Source organism: Streptomyces sp. H27-H5 (assembly GCF_026627505.1).
GTDB lineage: Bacteria > Actinomycetota > Actinomycetes > Streptomycetales > Streptomycetaceae > Streptomyces.
Genome location: NZ_JAPNLK010000024.1, coordinates 63,526 through 78,937 on the forward strand (window position 1 = coordinate 63,526; position 15,412 = coordinate 78,937).

Below are 15,412 nucleotides of genomic sequence, written 5' to 3' on the forward strand. Positions count from 1 at the left end.
CGCCGGGGGTCCCCCGGGCGCGTCGGCGGGGGGCGCACCCCCGTCTCGTATACGAAAAGCAGGTCAGCGCATCATCAGCGCATCTTGCCGCCGCGCGGCATGCGCGTGCCCTTCGGCATGGGGCCCTTCGGGACCGGCATGTTGCTCATGAGGTCGCCCATGGCCCGGAGCTTGTCGTTCACCTGCGTGATCTGCGGGCCGGCCAGCACGCGCGGCAGCTTGAGCAGCGTCGTACGCACCTTCTTGAGCGGGACCTCACCCTCGCCCGTGCCCACGATGAAGTCGTGCACCGGGACGTCGGGCATGATCCGGGCCAGCTTCTTCTTCTCGGCGGCGAGCAGGACCTTGACCCGGTTCGGGTTGCCCTCCGCGATCAGGACGACGCCCGCCTTGCCGACGGCCCGGTGGACGATGTCCTGGTTCCGGTTCATCGCGACGGCCGGGGTGGTGGTCCAACCCCGTCCCACGTTGTCCAGTACGGCCGCGGCCGCGCCCGGCTGTCCCTCCATCTGCCCGAAGGCAGCCCGCTCGGCCCGTCGCCCGAAGACGATCGCCATCGCGAGGAACGCCACCAGGAAACCCAGGATGCCCAGGTAGACCGGGTGCCCGATCAGGAAGCCGATCGCAAGAAAGACACCGAAGGTGACGATTCCCACGCCCGCGACGATCAGACCGACCTTCGGGTCGGCCTTGCGCGTCATCTTGTACGTCAGGGCGATCTGCTTCAGTCGCCCGGGGTTCGCAGCAGTCTCTGCGTTTGACTTCCTCGCCATAAGGCGAGTTTACGTGGCCTGCGGACGGCGGGTCGCCGCGGCCTCGAGTACGTGCTCGGTTTCGACCCGATCCTTGGCCCTGCGGCGGTCCTCCAGGACCGCGCTCCAGGCGTTGCGGCGGGCGCCGCTCATGAGCAGCGACTCGATGCCCCGGAAGGCGTCTGTGAAGGACGGGATGGCGATGGCGCGTACGGGCGCGGCCTGCATGATGTCGATCCCTCTCACGGTGCTCACGACGGCTGGGGAGTGAAGCGGTGGTACGTGGAGCGAAGCGGTGGTGCGCGCTGCGTGATGTGCGGTGCGTGCCGCAATCGTCACTGACTGGTGTTACCAGGGCGTGACCGGTCGGTCAAATGCGATGAACATGTTGGGCGCGAAAACACTGACGCGGCCCACCCGACTCATCCTGGAATGAGCCTAGGGGCCGCGTCGGCGCGGTGTTACTGTTCAGTAAGGTTTTGTGCGGGACTTCACACGGCCGCGTCAGACGGTGGCGCGCTTCTGCATCGCCTGCTGGTAGAGGCGCCCGGCGCGGTACGAGGAGCGCACCAGCGGACCGGACATCACACCGGAGAAACCGATCTCCTCGGCCTCCTTCGCCAGCTCGACGAACTCGGCCGGCTTGACCCACCGCTCGACGGGGTGGTGCCGCGGCGAGGGACGCAGGTACTGGGTGATGGTGATGAGCTCGCAGCCGGCCTCGTGCAGGTCCTTGAGGGCCTGCGTGACCTCCTCGCGCTCCTCGCCCATGCCGAGGATCAGGTTCGACTTCGTGATCAGGCCGTAGGCGCGCGCCTTGGTGATCACGTCGAGGGAGCGCTCGTAGCGGAAGCCGGGGCGGATCCGCTTGAAGATCCGGGGGACCGTCTCGACGTTGTGCGCGAAGACCTCGGGGCGGGAGGCGAAGACCTCCTCCAGGAGTTCCGGCACCGCGTTGAAGTCGGGGGCCAACAGCTCGACCTTGGTGTGGCCGGTCTCACGGCCCGCCGTCTGCTGGTGGATCTGGCGGACGGTCTCCGCGTACAGCCAGGCGCCGCCGTCGGGCAGGTCGTCGCGGGCCACGCCGGTGATCGTCGCGTAGTTCAGGTCCATGGTGACCACGGACTCGCCGACACGACGCGGCTCGTCCCGGTCGAGGGCCTCGGGCTTGCCCGTGTCGATCTGGCAGAAGTCACAGCGCCGGGTGCACTGGTCGCCACCGATGAGGAAGGTGGCCTCGCGGTCTTCCCAGCATTCGTAGATGTTCGGACAGCCGGCTTCCTGGCACACCGTGTGCAGTCCTTCGCCCTTCACCAGGGCCTGCATCTTGGTGTACTCGGGGCCCATCTTCGCCCGCGTCTTGATCCACTCGGGCTTGCGCTCGATGGGGGTCTGGGCGTTGCGGACTTCGAGGCGCAGCATCTTGCGTCCGTCGGGTGCGACTGCGGACACGACCGGCTCCCTGTGACTTCGATTCTTCGGCGCCCACCAGGGTACGCCCGTAATTTCATACGTTCTTACGTCCGCCAACCTGGGGGCGGCCGGACGCATTCCCCGGGCCCTCAGCCGGCGACGGGCTCGATCTCCCGCGGCCGGAGGTCCGCCTGCTCCAGGACGTCCTTGAGGTGCCGCTCGATCACGGGCACGACCTGGGCGATGGTGATCTCCCGGCCCAGTTCGTACGAGAGCGAGGTCACACCGGCGTCCCGGATGCCGCAGGGGACGATCCGGTCGAACCAGGTGTTGTCCGGATTCACGTTGATCGCGAACCCGTGCATGGTGACGCCCTTGGCGACCCGGATGCCGATGGCGGCGAGCTTGCGGTCCTCGCGGCGCTGGCCCGCGTTGGACGGGGCGTACTCGGGGCCGTTCAGCCGGGCGTCGAACTCGTCGTCGTGCATCCGGGGGTCGAGGTCCAGCGAGAGTCCGCCGATGCTCGGCCGGTCCTCGACGGGGTCGCCGAGCACCCAGACACCGCTGCGCCCCTCGATCCGGGTGGTCTCCAGCCCGAACTCGGCGGCGGTCCTGATCAGCGCGTCCTCCAGCCGGCGGACGTGGGCGACCACGTCCACGGGACGCGGCAGCTTCATGATCGGGTAGCCGACGAGCTGACCCGGGCCGTGCCAGGTGATCTTTCCGCCCCGGTCCACGTCCACGACCGGCGTGCCGTCCAGCGGCCGCTCGTTGTCGGCGGTGCGCCGGCCGGCCGTGTAGACGGGCCGGTGCTCCAGCAGCAGGCAGGTGTCCTCGATCTCGTCCGCGAAGCGGGCGGCGTGCACCCGGCGCTGCTCGTCCCAGGCCTCGGTGTACTCGACGAATTCCGGCCCGAAGCCCAGATGGACAAACCGAAGCTCAGTCACCGCAGCGCCTCCTCGTTGAACCTGCTGTGTGCACGCATCGCACCAGCCAAGGGTACGGCCGGCCGAATGCGGCCCCTCAGGGCCCCGGTCGCCGCTTCCGCCGCTGCCGGTTCCCGGCGGGTCGGTCGGGGTCCTCGTCCGCCCTCGGCAGGCGCCGATGGCCCTCCGAGTGGTCGTTGACCCAGCCGCACACCCCGCACGCGTACCGCCCGTCCAGCCCCGCGATGTGCGTGCCGCAGCGTCGGCATTCCGCCTCCGTCAGCTCGGGCGCGGGAAGCGGAGCGATGGACTCCGGGTGGTCGTCGGGACGGCGGTGATCGTCGGGGCGGTGCGCCCCGGTGGGCCGGCGGGTCATGAGCGGCAGCCTATGCGGGCGGAGGGGGCCAATCCGTAAAGGGTCCCGCCGGTTCTGCACACGATCGGATGAATGTGGGACAGAGGGGGCGGTGCGGGCGAAGTTCGCCGCTACATTCACGCCGTTCACAGGGCCGGGACTCCGGTCTTTCACGTCAGGAAACCGTGGAGCCGATGACGGAACGACCAGCCCAGCGCGTCCCCAACCGGCAGCTCTCGGCCCTGATCGCGGAAGCCGGGTTCTCCAACGCCGGTCTCGCCCGCCGCGTCGACCAGCTCGGCCTGGAGCACGGTCTCGATCTGCGGTACGACAAGACGTCCGTGACCCGGTGGCTGCGCGGCCAACAACCGCGCGGAACGACCCCCGCGCTGATCGCGGAGGTCTTCACCCGACGCCTCGGGCGGCGGCTGTCGGCGCAGGACCTGGGGCTCGACGCGTGCGCGCCCGTCTACGCGGGGCTGGAGTTCGCGGCCACCCCCGAGGAGGCCGTGGACATCGCGAGCGGGCTGTGGCGCAAGGACTCCGGCTCGCACGCCGAGCTGCGGAAGATCGCCTTCACCCCGGCCGGTCTGGTGGTGCCCAGCCGGGACTGGCTGATCGGCCGCGCCGACGAGCGGGTCGGGCGGGGCGCGGAGCCCGCGGGCTCCCGGGTCCCGCCGCAGGGCCGGACCGCGATGCCGCGCCAGCGGCAGATCGACCGGGGGCCGGGCCAGCGGGTGACGGGCGGGGACATCGCGGCGCTGCGGTCGGTGGGCGACCTGTTCCGGACCCTGGACGACACCTACGGCGGCGGGCACGCCCGGCAGGCGCTGGTGCGGTACCTGGAGCACGAGGCGGAGCCGATGCTCCGGGGCACCTACGGCGAGAGCACCGGGCGCAGGCTGTTCGCGGCCGCCGCCGACCTGACCCGGCTCGCGGGCTGGACCTCGTACGACATCGCCGCGCACGGGCTGGCCCAGCGGTACTTCGTGCAGGCGCTGCGGCTCGCGCAGGCCGCGGCGGACCGGCCGTACGGGTCGTACGTGCTGGTCACGATGAGCCGACAGGCCGTCTACCTCGGGCACGGGCGGGAGGCGGTGCAGCTCGCCCGGGTCGCCCAGCAGGGCGTGGGCTCCGGCCCGCCGCCGGTGGTGCAGGCGTTGCTGCACTCGGCGGAGGCGCGGGGGCACGCGGTGCTGGGCGAGGTGCGGGCCTCGACGGCGTCGCTGGTGCGGGCGGAGCGGGCGCTCGGCGCCGCCCGGCCGGGGGACGACGTGCCGCACTGGGCCCGCTTCTACGACGAGGCGCAGTTGGCGGACGAGTTCGGCCACTGCCACCGGGACCTCCAGCAGTACCGGGCCTCGGCGCAGCACGCGGAGCGCTCGCTCCAGTTGCGGGCGCCCGGCCACGCGCGCTCGCGGCTGTTCTGCAAGGTGGTGCTGGCCACGGCCCGCCTCGGGCTCGGCGAGCTGGACCAGGCGTGCGCGCTGGGCGCGGAGGCGGCGCAGCAGGCGATGGAGATGCGGTCGGCGCGCGCGGTGGAGTACGTACGGGACTTCGAGCGGCGGCTGGAGCCGTACCGGGAGGCCTCGGCGGTGCGGACCTACCGGGACCGGGTCGCCGCACTGGCCTGAGCCGGGGCCTTCCCCGCCCGGGCTCCCGCACCGGGGCCGGCCGCGCCCGGGCCCGCGCGGGGAAGGCCCGGCCCCGGGATCGGGATCGGGCCTCCACCCGGGACGCGCGGCCGGACGGGACGCGACCTGCCCGGACACGACCGGACGCGGCGGGGCGGGGCCGGCTCAGGCCGCCACCGGAACGGATCGTTCGGGGGCGGCCGGCACCGGGATGCCGAAGTCGCGCAGCACGGCCGTGCTCGCGCGCCGGGCGGAGCTCAGGGCCCCCTGGACGGTGTTGGAGTCCCGGTGGTCGCCGCACACGTACAGCCCCGCCACGACCCGTACCGGGCGCCGCAGGTCGTGCGGCGGGGGCATGGCCGGGACGGCCTCCGGGGTGTGGTGGACGGCGAGCAGGTCCCAGTCCCGGGTGGAGGTCTCGTAGAGCCGGGCGAGGCGGGACGCGACCGTGCGGGTGGGCGGCGGCGGTCCGTGCACGGTGGTGGTGACCAGGCTCCGTCCGGCGGGGGCCCGCGTCGGGTCGACCGCGCTCATCACGGTGGTGTGGGCGAGCGGCCACCTCGGGTCGGCGTCCAGGAGCAGGGAACCGTCCCACGGCAGCGGGCCGACGGTGGCGTGGTGGATGACGGTGACCTCGTGGAAGTTCGGCACCCGCAGCCCCGGCAGCAGGTCGGCGGCGGCCCGGGCCCCGGTGGCGAGCACGACGGAACGGCAGCTGAAGTCGCCGTGCCCCTCGGTGGTGACGAGGTTCGTCGCCACCGTGCGAACCCGTACCCCGGTCCGTACGGTGCCGGGTGGCAGGGCGGCGGCGAGCAGGTCGGGCAGGCGCGCGGCGCCGCCCTCGGGCACGGCGAGCCGGCCTCGGGCGAATCCGCGCAGGGCCAGGTCGGCGACCCGGCTGGAGGTGGTGAGTCCGGGGTCCCGGAGCAGGGTGGCGAGCAGGGGGCGCAGTACGCCGTTGACCGTGCGCGGCGGCAGTCCGCGGGTGCGCAGGGCGGCGCTCGCGGTGCGTTCGGGCCGGGCGAGCAGGCGCTCCACGGGCAGGGCCGCGAGCCGGCCGAGCGCGGCGCTGAGCCGGGCCTGGTCGAGGGAGCCGCCGGCCAGGGCGCGGGCGGGGGTGAGGGCCCCGGCGCGCTGCTGTTTGCCGTCGGCTCCCCGGATGAGGACCCCGGGCGCGAAGGGGCGCAGGACGAGCGCCTCCAGGCCCGGGGTGCGGGACGGTTCGGTGTACGAGGTGTTGAGGAGCTGGCCGGTCCGGTCGAGCCGGAAACCGTCGACCGACTCGGTGGCCATCCGCCCGCCGGGATCGTCCGCGGCCTCCAGGACGGTGACCGTGACCCCCGCTGCGATCAGATGGTGTGCCGCCGCGAGTCCTGAGACTCCGGCTCCCACGATGACGACGTCTGCATGGTGTGCGCTGCTGAGCACGTGCCCCTCCCCGAGGTCGGCGCGGCTGTGTGGGGTTCCTCCTTCCCCCAACGGACTCCGGGAGAACCCGAGTCCGGTGCGGTATTGCGCACAACTCCGGTCGCACAGCGGTCGCATTCGGGTCACAAACGGTCGCACGTGAGCGAACGGTGCTCCCCCGGGCCGCCGGTCGCCCAGCCGGCGGCAGGGGCCGGCCGGGCGCCGCGGGCCAGGCGCCACTTCGACGACAGGGCCTAGGCCAGTGCGGCCCTGATCGACTCGTCGATCCCCGGGTACCGGAAGACGAAGCCGGACTCCAGCAGCTTCGTGGGACGCACCCGCTGGCTTCCCAGCACGTCCTCGGCGAACTCGCCGAGGACCACGCGCATGACGGGCGCCGGCACGGCGCACACCGTCGGGCGGTGCAGCACCCGCCCCATCGCCGCTGTGACCTCGCGGTTGGTCCGCGCCTCGGGTGCCGTCAGGTTCACCGGACCGGACAGCCCGGACGCGGTGACGAGGTGGCGCAGGGCGGCGACCTCGTCGTGCATCGAGATGTGCGACCAGTACTGGCGGCCGTTGCCCAACCGCCCGCCGACGCCGGCCCGGAAGACGGGGAACAGCCGGCCCCACGCACCGCCGTCGGCGGCGACGACCAGGCCCGTGCGGGCGAAGACGGTACGGATCCCGGCCTCGCGGGCCGGTGCGGCGGCCGCCTCCCACTCGACGCAGACGGAGGGCAGGAAGCCCTCCCCCGCCGGCGCGTCCTCGTCGACGAGGCGGTCGCCGGTGTCGCCGTAGTAGCCGACGGCGCTGCCGCAGACGAGGACCGGCGGCGGCTCGGCCATGTCCGCCAGGGCCCGGGCGATGGCGGCGGTGCCGAGGACGCGGCTGTCGCGGATCTCCTTCTTGTACGCGGCCGTCCAGCGGTGGTCGCCGACCCCGGCCCCGGCCAGGTGGAGGACGGCGCCGCAGCCGACCAGTCCGGCGGGGTCCACGTACCCGCGCCGCGGGTCCCAGGTCGCCTCGTCCGGGGCGGCGGCGGGGCGGCGCACGAAGCGCACCACCTCGTGGCCGTCCGCCTGGAGGGACCGTACGAGGACCTTGCCGATGAGGCCGGATGCTCCGGTGACCGCGATGCGCATGGCGCCAGTCTGCCCGAATGTCGCGCCCGCGCACGGGCGGCCCGGGGCGTGGCGCCCGTGGATCCACCGGGCGGGCCGGGCGCGGCGGTCCCGGGGCGGGTCAGGTGCCGCCGATCCAGGTGCCCACGGCGTAGGTGACGGCCATCGCGACCGCGCCGCCCGCCACGTTCCGCAGCACCGCCCGCGCCGCGGGGGCGCCGCCCAGACGGGCGCTGACCAGCCCGCACAGGGTCAGCGCCGCCAGCACGGCCGCCACCGTCACCGGCACCCGTCCCGACGGCTGGGGCAGGACGATCGCCAGGAGCGGGAGCAGCGCCCCCACCGTGAAGGAGAGCAGGCTCGCGAGGGCCGCGTGCCAGGGGTTCACCAGCTCGTCCGGGTTGATCCCCAGTTCCACCTGGGCGTGGGCCCGCAGGGCGTCGCGTTCCGTCAGCTGTTCGGCGGCCTCCCGGGCGAGTTCCCGGCTCAGGCCGCGCGCCGCCAGCATGTCCGTCAGCTCGGCGAGCTCCTCCTCCGGCTCGTCCGCCAGCTCCCGTCGCTCCACGGCCAGGGCGGCGCGTTCCGAGTCCCGCTGCGAGCTGACCGACACGTACTCCCCCGCCGCCATCGACAACGCCCCCGCCAGCAGCCCGGCCACCCCCGCCGTCAGGATCGCCGTGCGCGAGGTCGTCGCCCCGGCGACGCCCACCACCAGGCCCGCCGTGGAGATGATCCCGTCGTTGGCGCCCAGCACGCCGGCCCGGAGCCAGTTGAGCCGGGTGCTGATCTCCGCGCTGCGCGCGCCCGCCGATTCGGTCACCGCACCACTGTCGCGGGGCGCACCGCACGGGGCCACCCGGGGTGCGCCCCCGGCCCCCCGGGATCAGGGTGGAGGAGTGAGACGCGGACCCGAGGACTCCGGCCGATTGCACGGGACGCCCCCGCCCCGCTGGGCGCGACTCGCGCCGGCCGTGGCCGTGGTGGTGCTGTGCTGCGCGCAGTGGCTGACCCCTGGCGCGGAGCTGGGCTACTTCCTCGCGGCCCTGCCCGCGGTGGCCGCGTTCTCCTACGGCCCCGTGGGAACCTGCGCGTTCGCCGCACTGGTCCTCGTGCTGCTCGGCGTCCCCCAGCTCGGCGTGGCCCACGCCCGCGGCACGGACCTGGCCACCGTGGCCTTCGTGGGCCTGCTCAGCGTGGTGATCTCCTTCGTGCGACGGCGCCGCGACGACCAGCTGGTCAGCGTCCGGACCGTCGCCGAGGCGGCGCAGCTCGCGGTGCTGCCACCGGTACCGGACCAGGTGGGCCCGGTGCACTGCTCCGGTCTCTACCGGGCGGCGCAGCGCGGCACGCTGGTCGGCGGCGACCTGTACGACGTGCGGGCCGGGCCGTACGGCGTTCGGGCGGTGGTGGCCGACGTCCAGGGGCACGGTCTGGCGGCGGTCGGGACGGTGGCCGCGCTGCTCGGCTCCTTCCGGGAGGCGGTCCTGGACGATCCCGAGCTGGCGGCGGTCGCGGCCCGGCTGGACCGGCGGCTGGTCGCCGACGCGGCGGCCGCCTCGATCCGGCATCCGGAGCTGTTCGCGACGGCGGTCCTGCTGGAGTTCCCGCCCGGACTGGACCTCGTACGGATCGTGTCGTGCGGGCATCCGCCCGTGCTCCTGCTCCGCGGCTTCACGACCTCGGAACTGGACGTGGAACCGGGGCCCCCGCTGGGCCTGGGCCTCACCGTGCCGGCGCTGCCGAAGGTGGCCGAGGTTCCGCTGCTGCCGGGCGACCGGCTGCTCGCGCACACGGACGGCGTGACCGAGGCCCGCGACGCGGACGGCGGTTTCTACCCCCTCTCCTCCCGCATCCCGGTGCTGGCGAACGACTCCGAGGGCCTCGTGCGGGCGGTGTGGCGGGACCTGGAGGCCTTCACCGCGGGCGGCCCGCGCGACGACGTGGCGCTCCTGCTCCTGTCCCTGCCGGCCATGGAACCGTGACGTGACCGGGCGCTCCATCGCCGGGCGTTCCGTGGCCGGGATCGACCGTCGCCGGGCCGGCCTGCCGAGGGTGCGGCCGGCCGCGGGCGGCTCGGGTGGCTGAGGGGCCGCGGCGGCGCTGCGCCGCGGCCACCGGAGCCGGTGTCGAACCGTCAGCCGACGTCGCGGATGAAGGCGCGCACCATCTTGCAGGTCACGTTGGACGGGCGGTGGATCCCCACCCGCACCGCCATCGTCCGGATCTTGCGGTTGGTGGCGCGTCGAGCGTCGTAGGTCCCGGTGTCGAGCAGTGATATCGCCAGCCGCATCGCCTTCAGACGGCGGTTGTGGCTCTCGTACCACTCGCGGGGCAGCCCCGCCGGCAGCGGCTTCTTCTTGGGCATCGAAATGATCGCGGCAGCGGCCATCTACAGCCTCCCAAACGGTAGTTGGCTTCCTGTCGTTCTCCTTCGATTTTACCGGGGGGCACTGACAAAAGCCCCTGGCCAGACCGGCTCGGCACGACGCCTCGTTAGGCTTGCGCGCATGGAGATCTGGATCAATCCCGCCTGTTCCAAGTGCCGTGCCGCGCTGACCCTGCTGGACGCGGAGGGCGCCGACTACACGGTGCGCCGGTACCTGGAGGACGTGCCGTCCGAGGCCGAGATCCGCGAGGTGCTGGACCGCCTCGGGCTGGAGCCCTGGGACATCACGCGCACCTCCGACCCGCTGGCCCGTGAGAGCGGGGTACGGGAACTGCCGCGCGAGGGGACGGACGCGGCGCGGGGCCGCTGGATCGCCCACCTGGCGGCGCACCCGAAGCTGATCCAGCGCCCGATCATCACCGCCGAGGACGGCACGGCCGTGATCGCGCGTACCGACGAGGCCGTGCGCGAGGCGCTGTCCCGCAAGGCCTGAGTCGGCCGGCCGGCGCGATCCGACGGGCCGGCTCAGGTCTCCGTCAGGAGGCGGGTGATCGCGTCGGCCGCCGTCAGCGGCATCGCGTGGTGCGTGACCCCGGGGAGCACGTCGACGCGGGCGTCCGGCAGCGCCGCCCGCGCGGCCTCGGCCATCCGGGCGGGGTCGTGGCACCGGGCGCCGCCGGCGAACGCCACCCGCACGGGCAGCCGCCGCAGCGGCGCCGGGTCGGGGCGGGGTCCGGTGACGGGGCGGACGGTGGGGAAGCCGGCCGTCTCGTCCTGGAGGCGCAGCCAGGTCGGGTCGAGGGCGGCGCCGCCGCTCTCCCAGGCGAGGAAGCCCCGGATCCGGGCGGGGGTGGGCCGCAGCAGCATGGGCAGGGCGCGCAGCACGTAGCCGGGGCGGAGCCCGCCGAAGATCTGCGTCGGGTCCAGCAGGACGAGTCGGGCCGACCGCCCCGGGTGGCGGGCGGCGTGGTGGGCGGCGATCCAGGCGCCGTACGAGTGCCCGGCCAGGATGACGGGCTCGGCGCCCAGCCCGTCCAGGACCGCGTCGAGCCATCCGGCCAGGTCGTCCGGAGTCCGTACGGGCCGTCCCTCGGCGGGGACGCTGAGTCCGGGCTCCCCGACCAGGTCCACGGCGTGCACCCGGTGAGTGCGGGACGCCCCGGCGGCGACCGCTCCCCAGACGGTGGAGGTGGCCCCGCCGCCGGGCAGCAGCACGAGCGGTGGGGCGTCGGCGGGACCGGCGCTGTTGACGTGGGTGGTTCCGTACGGCGTGGGCAGCTCGCGGCCCTCGACGGGGCCGGGCCACCGGCCGAGGACTTCTTCGTAGGCCGTCCGAAAAGACATCCGGCACCACTCTCTCGCTGGGCGATAATCTCGCTCGGCGAGAGATGGTAGGCGGAGGCGTTGTGGACGACAACCTTGAACTCGTACACCTGCTGCGGGCGGTGTCCGTCGAATTCGGCCTGCACCAGGCGGAGTTCGCGGCCCACCACGGCATGCACCCCACCGACGTGCGGGCCCTGATCTGTCTGCTGGACGCGGAGCGCGCCGGCGAGGCGGCCACGGCGGGTCTGCTGGGCGCCCGCCTCGGTCTCAACTCGGCCGGCACCACGGCGGTGATCGACCGTCTGGAGCGGCTGGGCCACGTGGCCCGGGTGCGCGACGGGGCCGACCGCCGCCGGGTGCTGTTGCGGGTCGAGCCGGAGGCCGTGCGGCTGGGCCGGGCGTTCTTCGGCCCGCTGATCGACCGGCTGTTGGCGGTACAGGGCACCCTCGACCCGACCGAGCGGGAGGCCGTCCGCCGCTTCCTCACGGCCGCCCGGGCGGCACTCGGCGAGCAGGAGCCGGGCGAGCCAAAGCGAGGCGAGGGCCAGTAGCGGGGCGGGCGCGGCATCGCCCCGCCCCGCCACCACGCCCCCTTCTCATGCGTCCAACTGGCGCTCCGCCTCGGCCAGGATCTCCGTCAGCCGGAGCCCGAACCGCGCGTCCCGCGCGTCCGGCTCGCCCGTGCGGGCCGCCGTGAGCAGCGCGTCGAGTGCCCGGCCGTAGGCGCCGGGGACGTCGCTCCACTCGGGCAGGTCGAAGATCCCCTCGGCCCCGCGCAGCTCCAGCCCCACCCCGGCGGCCGCGTGCGGCGCGCCCAGGCTGAGCACGGCGGTGCCGGCGGCGCCCGAGGCGTGGCGCAGGGCCAGTTGCACCACGTCGGAGGGGCCCCGGGTGGCGGAGACGGCGGTGACGTCGCCGAGCACCGGGATCAGGACGGACAGGGCGTGCGGGCCGACGTCCCACAGTCCGCCCTTGGCCTTGCGCCAAGGCGAGTCGGGGTGACTGCCGGGGGTTCCGTCGGGCGGGTAGAGCGCGCCGAGCCAGTGGGCGGAGGCGGTGAACCAGCCGGAGCGCCCGGCCTGCTCCTCGACCCACCCGGCGGTCGGTTGGGCGAACCGGAGCGTCAGGAAGACGACGGAGGCGACCTCGTGCTCGGCCGCGGCGGCGACCACGGCCGAGGCGTCCTCCACCGTCGTCGCGACCGGCTTGTCGAGCAGCAGATGGCATCCGGCGGCGGCCGCGCGGACCGCGAGCGGAGCCTGTACGTCGGGCGGCAGGGCGAACGCCACGACGTCACAGTCGGCGAACAGTTCGTCGGGGTCTTCGTACACCTTCACGCCGTGGGCGCGGGCGAGTTCGGCCGCCGCCTCGGGGCGCCTGCCCCACACCCCGACGAAGTCGGAGCCGGCGTGCGCGGCGAGGGCGGGGGCGTGCGTGCGTCGGGCCCAGGGGCCGGTGCCCAGCAGGCCGACCCGGGGTCGGGGGGTCTCGGCGGCGTCCACGGAGGAGTCACCGGCGGAGTTCAAATCGTACGAAATGCTCACCCGCTCAGTCTGCCGTACTCGGACGGGTGTGCCATCGCCGACCCGCACGACTGTTCCCACCTGCGGCGCACATCTCGGTAACACGGGGTTCACACACGGGCAACGGAAGAGAAATCGCATGGGGGCACGCTGCGGTCATCACCGCAGCACGCGATCGCAGCGCCGCGACCGGCGAGCCGGCGGCAGGAAACCGCAGCACCGCGACCGCAACACCCGCAGAGTCTGCGCCGGAGCGACGCACCGAAGGATGGGGCCCGTGAGCTACAAGGCTGAGTACATCTGGATCGACGGCACGGAGCCGACGGCCAAGCTTCGCTCCAAGACGCGGATCCTCGCCGACGGCGACGCGCTGCCGATCTGGGGCTTCGACGGATCGAGCACCAACCAGGCCGAGGGTCACGCCTCCGACCGTGTGCTGCAGCCGGTGTTCTCCTGCCCGGACCCGATCCGCGGCGGCGACGACGTCCTCGTCCTGTGCGAGGTCATGAACATCGACATGACCCCCCACGAGTCGAACACCCGCGCGCTGCTCCGTCCGATCGCCGAGAAGTTCGCCGGCCAGCAGCCGATCTTCGGCATCGAGCAGGAGTACACCTTCTTCGACGGCGCCCGCCCGCTCGGCTTCCCGGTCAACGGCTTCCCGGCCGCCCAGGGCGGCTACTACTGCGGTGTCGGCTCGGACGAGATCTTCGGCCGCGACATCGTCGAGAAGCACCTCGACCACTGCCTCGTGGCCGGGCTGAGCATCTCCGGCATCAACGCCGAGGTCATGCCCGGCCAGTGGGAGTTCCAGGTCGGTCCCGTCGGCCCGCTGGAGGTCTCCGACCAGCTGTGGATCGCGCGCTGGCTGCTCTACCGCACGGCCGAGGACTTCAACGTCTCCGCGACGCTGAACCCGAAGCCGGTCAAGGGCGACTGGAACGGCGCGGGCGCCCACACCAACTTCTCCACGAAGGCGATGCGCGAGGACTACCGCGCGATCATCTCCGCGTGCGAGTCCCTGGGCGAGGGCAGCAAGCCGCTCGACCACGTCAAGAACTACGGCGCCGGCATCGACGAGCGCCTGACGGGTCTGCACGAGACCGCCCCGTGGAACGAGTTCAGCTACGGCGTCTCGGACCGCGGCGCCTCGGTGCGCATCCCGTGGCAGGTGGAGAAGGACGGCAAGGGCTACATCGAGGACCGCCGGCCGAACGCCAACGTGGACCCGTACGTGGTGACCCGCCTCATCACGGACACCTGCTGCACCGCCCTGGAGAAGGACGGCCTGCTCTGAGGCCCTGACCCGGGCCCGATCCTCCCCGACCGGACCGGGGCCGGATCACCGCACGCACGCCGGCGCCCGCCGGGCCACCAGGCCCGGCGGGCGTCGCTGTCGGTGCCCTCTGGCACGGTGTCCCCATGCTCCCGATCAGAATCAGGACCGAGCGCGGCGACACCCACGACCGCCCCTCCTCACGCACCCTGACCGAACTGCTGGAACGCATCGGCGCCCCGGGGGACCGTTTCCTCATCGTCGAGCGGCGCACCGCCGACCCGGAGGTGTTCATCCAGGTCTGGCACGAGGCGGACGACACCGGCGCCCGCTCCTACCAGTTGGAGTACCGCGAGGGCTGCGCCGACCGACACTTCCAGGCGTACCTGTCCACGCCGGAGGAGGTCGGGCGGGTCATGGCCGGCTGGGCCCGGCAGGAGAAGGGCTGGGAGCTCGGCCCGGCCTGGGCACGGTTGGACCTCCCCGTCGAGCCGGAGCCGCCGGCGCTGGAGGACTCCGTGCGCGAGCAGTTGGAGGAACGGATCCGGCTCGTCCTGCGGTGCGGCTACGACGGGATACCGGAGCTGATCGAGCACGCCGAGGACTACCTGGTGAAGGACGGCGTCCGGCCGGTGTCCGGTCCGCAGGCCCGCGTGCTGGTGTACCGGCTCTGGCGGGAGCGGGTCGCGGAGCAGGCCGCCTGGACCGGCGAGACGGATCCGGATCGGCTGACCCGCGCCTTCGCGGCCCTGGACTCCGGCGGCATCACCGCCCGGGAGAACTTCACCTGTTGCCGCAACTGCGGCCAGGGCGAGATCTGGGAGGAACGCGAGGGGGACGCGCGCGGGTTCGTGTTCTTCCACACCCAGTGCACGGAGAGCGTCGCGGTCGGCCACGATCTGCACCTGTACTACGGGGCCTTCGACGCGGGCGACGAGGAGACGGTCTCGGTGGGCCGGGAGGTGGTGGCCGCGTTGGACGCGGCGGGGCTCCGGTGGGCCTGGGACGGGTCGGCCGGGGACGCGATCCGGGTGACCGGCACGGACTGGCGGAAGCGGCTGACGGGCTGACGATTTGTCGCGATGGTGACGGATCCTTCACGCCGAGGTCACGGAATATGAGATTCCGATCCATAGGGTGAGACGGGGTCTGCCCCGGGCCCCGCACATCTGCTTGAATGAGGTCATGGCCAGCCACTCGTACGTCTCGTACACCTCGTCAGGTCGCAGCGACCTCGAGCCGTTCTGGCCTTCCCGTCAGGATCATGATTTCGACCGGGTGTGTTGCCGC

Annotated in this window: 17 protein-coding genes; 6 read left to right on the forward strand and 11 right to left on the reverse strand. The window is 73.4% G+C overall.

Going from position 1 to position 15,412, the window contains the following annotated elements; all coding sequences use genetic code 11:
* Positions 1–74 precede the first annotated feature (74 nt).
* The 5 genes from OTB19_RS14785 to OTB19_RS14805 all read right to left on the reverse strand — a co-directional run bounded on the left by OTB19_RS14785 (position 75) and on the right by OTB19_RS14805 (position 3,467).
* Entirely contained in the window at positions 75–773 is a 699-nt protein-coding gene (locus OTB19_RS14785; RefSeq protein ID WP_053676101.1) for a DUF4191 domain-containing protein, read from the reverse strand.
* A gap of 9 nt (positions 774–782) precedes the next feature.
* Complete coding sequence (locus OTB19_RS14790) at positions 783–980, reverse strand: hypothetical protein (protein WP_053676102.1); 198 nt, start codon at positions 978–980, stop codon at positions 783–785.
* Between the two features lie 276 nt (positions 981–1,256).
* Complete coding sequence (lipA, locus tag OTB19_RS14795) at positions 1,257–2,204, reverse strand: lipoyl synthase (protein WP_267798611.1); 948 nt, start codon at positions 2,202–2,204, stop codon at positions 1,257–1,259.
* Positions 2,205–2,314: 110 nt separating this feature from the next.
* The gene (lipB, locus tag OTB19_RS14800) at positions 2,315–3,112 is read right to left on the reverse strand and encodes a lipoyl(octanoyl) transferase LipB (protein ID WP_267798612.1); all 798 of its coding nucleotides are present in this window, start codon (positions 3,110–3,112) and stop codon (positions 2,315–2,317) included.
* Between the two features lie 76 nt (positions 3,113–3,188).
* Entirely contained in the window at positions 3,189–3,467 is a 279-nt protein-coding gene (locus OTB19_RS14805; RefSeq protein WP_267798613.1) for a hypothetical protein, read from the reverse strand.
* 173 nt (positions 3,468–3,640) lie between these two features.
* On the opposite strand from OTB19_RS14805, the gene OTB19_RS14810 reads away from it, so the two are divergent.
* The gene (locus tag OTB19_RS14810; protein WP_267798614.1) at positions 3,641–5,080 is read left to right on the forward strand and encodes a regulator; all 1,440 of its coding nucleotides are present in this window, start codon (positions 3,641–3,643) and stop codon (positions 5,078–5,080) included.
* Positions 5,081–5,245: 165 nt separating this feature from the next.
* Here OTB19_RS14810 and OTB19_RS14815 read toward each other — a convergent pair whose 3' ends face one another.
* The 3 genes from OTB19_RS14815 to OTB19_RS14825 form a co-directional block, all read right to left on the reverse strand.
* Positions 5,246–6,508, reverse strand: coding sequence for an FAD-dependent oxidoreductase (locus tag OTB19_RS14815; protein ID WP_267798615.1), 1,263 nt, complete (start codon positions 6,506–6,508; stop codon positions 5,246–5,248).
* A 233-nt stretch (positions 6,509–6,741) separates the two neighbouring features.
* Positions 6,742–7,632: a TIGR01777 family oxidoreductase gene (locus tag OTB19_RS14820; protein ID WP_267798616.1), complete on the reverse strand. Its 891-nt coding sequence runs from the start codon at positions 7,630–7,632 to the stop codon at positions 6,742–6,744.
* Between the two features lie 100 nt (positions 7,633–7,732).
* The gene (locus OTB19_RS14825; protein WP_267798617.1) at positions 7,733–8,431 is read right to left on the reverse strand and encodes a VIT1/CCC1 transporter family protein; all 699 of its coding nucleotides are present in this window, start codon (positions 8,429–8,431) and stop codon (positions 7,733–7,735) included.
* Positions 8,432–8,507: 76 nt separating this feature from the next.
* Here OTB19_RS14825 and OTB19_RS14830 point away from each other — a divergent pair, with 76 nt between their 5' ends.
* Positions 8,508–9,593: a PP2C family protein-serine/threonine phosphatase gene (locus OTB19_RS14830; RefSeq protein WP_267798618.1), complete on the forward strand. Its 1,086-nt coding sequence runs from the start codon at positions 8,508–8,510 to the stop codon at positions 9,591–9,593.
* A gap of 152 nt (positions 9,594–9,745) precedes the next feature.
* On the opposite strand, the gene OTB19_RS14835 is transcribed toward OTB19_RS14830, so the two are convergent.
* The gene (locus OTB19_RS14835) at positions 9,746–10,000 is read right to left on the reverse strand and encodes a hypothetical protein (protein ID WP_053676109.1); all 255 of its coding nucleotides are present in this window, start codon (positions 9,998–10,000) and stop codon (positions 9,746–9,748) included.
* Between the two features lie 118 nt (positions 10,001–10,118).
* On the opposite strand from OTB19_RS14835, the gene OTB19_RS14840 reads away from it, so the two are divergent.
* Positions 10,119–10,490, forward strand: a complete 372-nt coding sequence (locus OTB19_RS14840) for an ArsC/Spx/MgsR family protein (RefSeq protein ID WP_267798619.1) — start codon at positions 10,119–10,121, stop codon at positions 10,488–10,490.
* 32 nt (positions 10,491–10,522) lie between these two features.
* Here the strand turns inward: OTB19_RS14840 and OTB19_RS14845 are convergent, their stop codons facing one another.
* Positions 10,523–11,341 carry an alpha/beta fold hydrolase gene (locus OTB19_RS14845; protein WP_267798620.1) on the reverse strand — a complete coding sequence of 273 codons (819 nt, stop codon included), beginning with the start codon at positions 11,339–11,341 and terminating at the stop codon, positions 10,523–10,525.
* A gap of 44 nt (positions 11,342–11,385) precedes the next feature.
* Here OTB19_RS14845 and OTB19_RS14850 point away from each other — a divergent pair, with 44 nt between their 5' ends.
* The gene (locus tag OTB19_RS14850; RefSeq protein WP_267798621.1) at positions 11,386–11,874 is read left to right on the forward strand and encodes a MarR family winged helix-turn-helix transcriptional regulator; all 489 of its coding nucleotides are present in this window, start codon (positions 11,386–11,388) and stop codon (positions 11,872–11,874) included.
* Between the two features lie 45 nt (positions 11,875–11,919).
* Here the strand turns inward: OTB19_RS14850 and OTB19_RS14855 are convergent, their stop codons facing one another.
* Positions 11,920–12,861, reverse strand: coding sequence for a Gfo/Idh/MocA family protein (locus OTB19_RS14855; protein ID WP_267798641.1), 942 nt, complete (start codon positions 12,859–12,861; stop codon positions 11,920–11,922).
* Between the two features lie 262 nt (positions 12,862–13,123).
* Between OTB19_RS14855 and glnII the strand changes: the two genes are divergently transcribed.
* Positions 13,124–14,143 (forward strand): glutamine synthetase, encoded by a 1,020-nt coding sequence (gene glnII, locus OTB19_RS14860; protein ID WP_267798622.1) that lies wholly within the window; start codon positions 13,124–13,126, stop codon positions 14,141–14,143.
* Positions 14,144–14,268: 125 nt separating this feature from the next.
* Positions 14,269–15,192: a DUF6891 domain-containing protein gene (locus OTB19_RS14865; protein ID WP_267798623.1), complete on the forward strand. Its 924-nt coding sequence runs from the start codon at positions 14,269–14,271 to the stop codon at positions 15,190–15,192.
* Positions 15,193–15,412 lie beyond the last annotated feature (220 nt).

What these genes read in the sequence shown, in the direction of transcription:
- OTB19_RS14790 (WP_053676102.1), bottom strand. Translation starts at nt 980, where the DNA reads ATGCAGGCCGCGCCCGTACGCGCCATCGCCATCCCGTCCTTCACAGAC.
- OTB19_RS14810 (WP_267798614.1), top strand. Translation starts at nt 3,641, where the DNA reads ATGACGGAACGACCAGCCCAGCGCGTCCCCAACCGGCAGCTCTCGGCC.
- OTB19_RS14805 (WP_267798613.1), bottom strand. Translation starts at nt 3,467, where the DNA reads ATGACCCGCCGGCCCACCGGGGCGCACCGCCCCGACGATCACCGCCGT.
- OTB19_RS14840 (WP_267798619.1), top strand. Translation starts at nt 10,119, where the DNA reads ATGGAGATCTGGATCAATCCCGCCTGTTCCAAGTGCCGTGCCGCGCTG.
- OTB19_RS14845 (WP_267798620.1), bottom strand. Translation starts at nt 11,341, where the DNA reads ATGTCTTTTCGGACGGCCTACGAAGAAGTCCTCGGCCGGTGGCCCGGC.
- OTB19_RS14865 (WP_267798623.1), top strand. Translation starts at nt 14,269, where the DNA reads ATGCTCCCGATCAGAATCAGGACCGAGCGCGGCGACACCCACGACCGC.
- OTB19_RS14785 (WP_053676101.1), bottom strand. Translation starts at nt 773, where the DNA reads ATGGCGAGGAAGTCAAACGCAGAGACTGCTGCGAACCCCGGGCGACTG.
- OTB19_RS14820 (WP_267798616.1), bottom strand. Translation starts at nt 7,632, where the DNA reads ATGCGCATCGCGGTCACCGGAGCATCCGGCCTCATCGGCAAGGTCCTC.
- OTB19_RS14850 (WP_267798621.1), top strand. Translation starts at nt 11,386, where the DNA reads ATGGTAGGCGGAGGCGTTGTGGACGACAACCTTGAACTCGTACACCTG.
- OTB19_RS14835 (WP_053676109.1), bottom strand. Translation starts at nt 10,000, where the DNA reads ATGGCCGCTGCCGCGATCATTTCGATGCCCAAGAAGAAGCCGCTGCCG.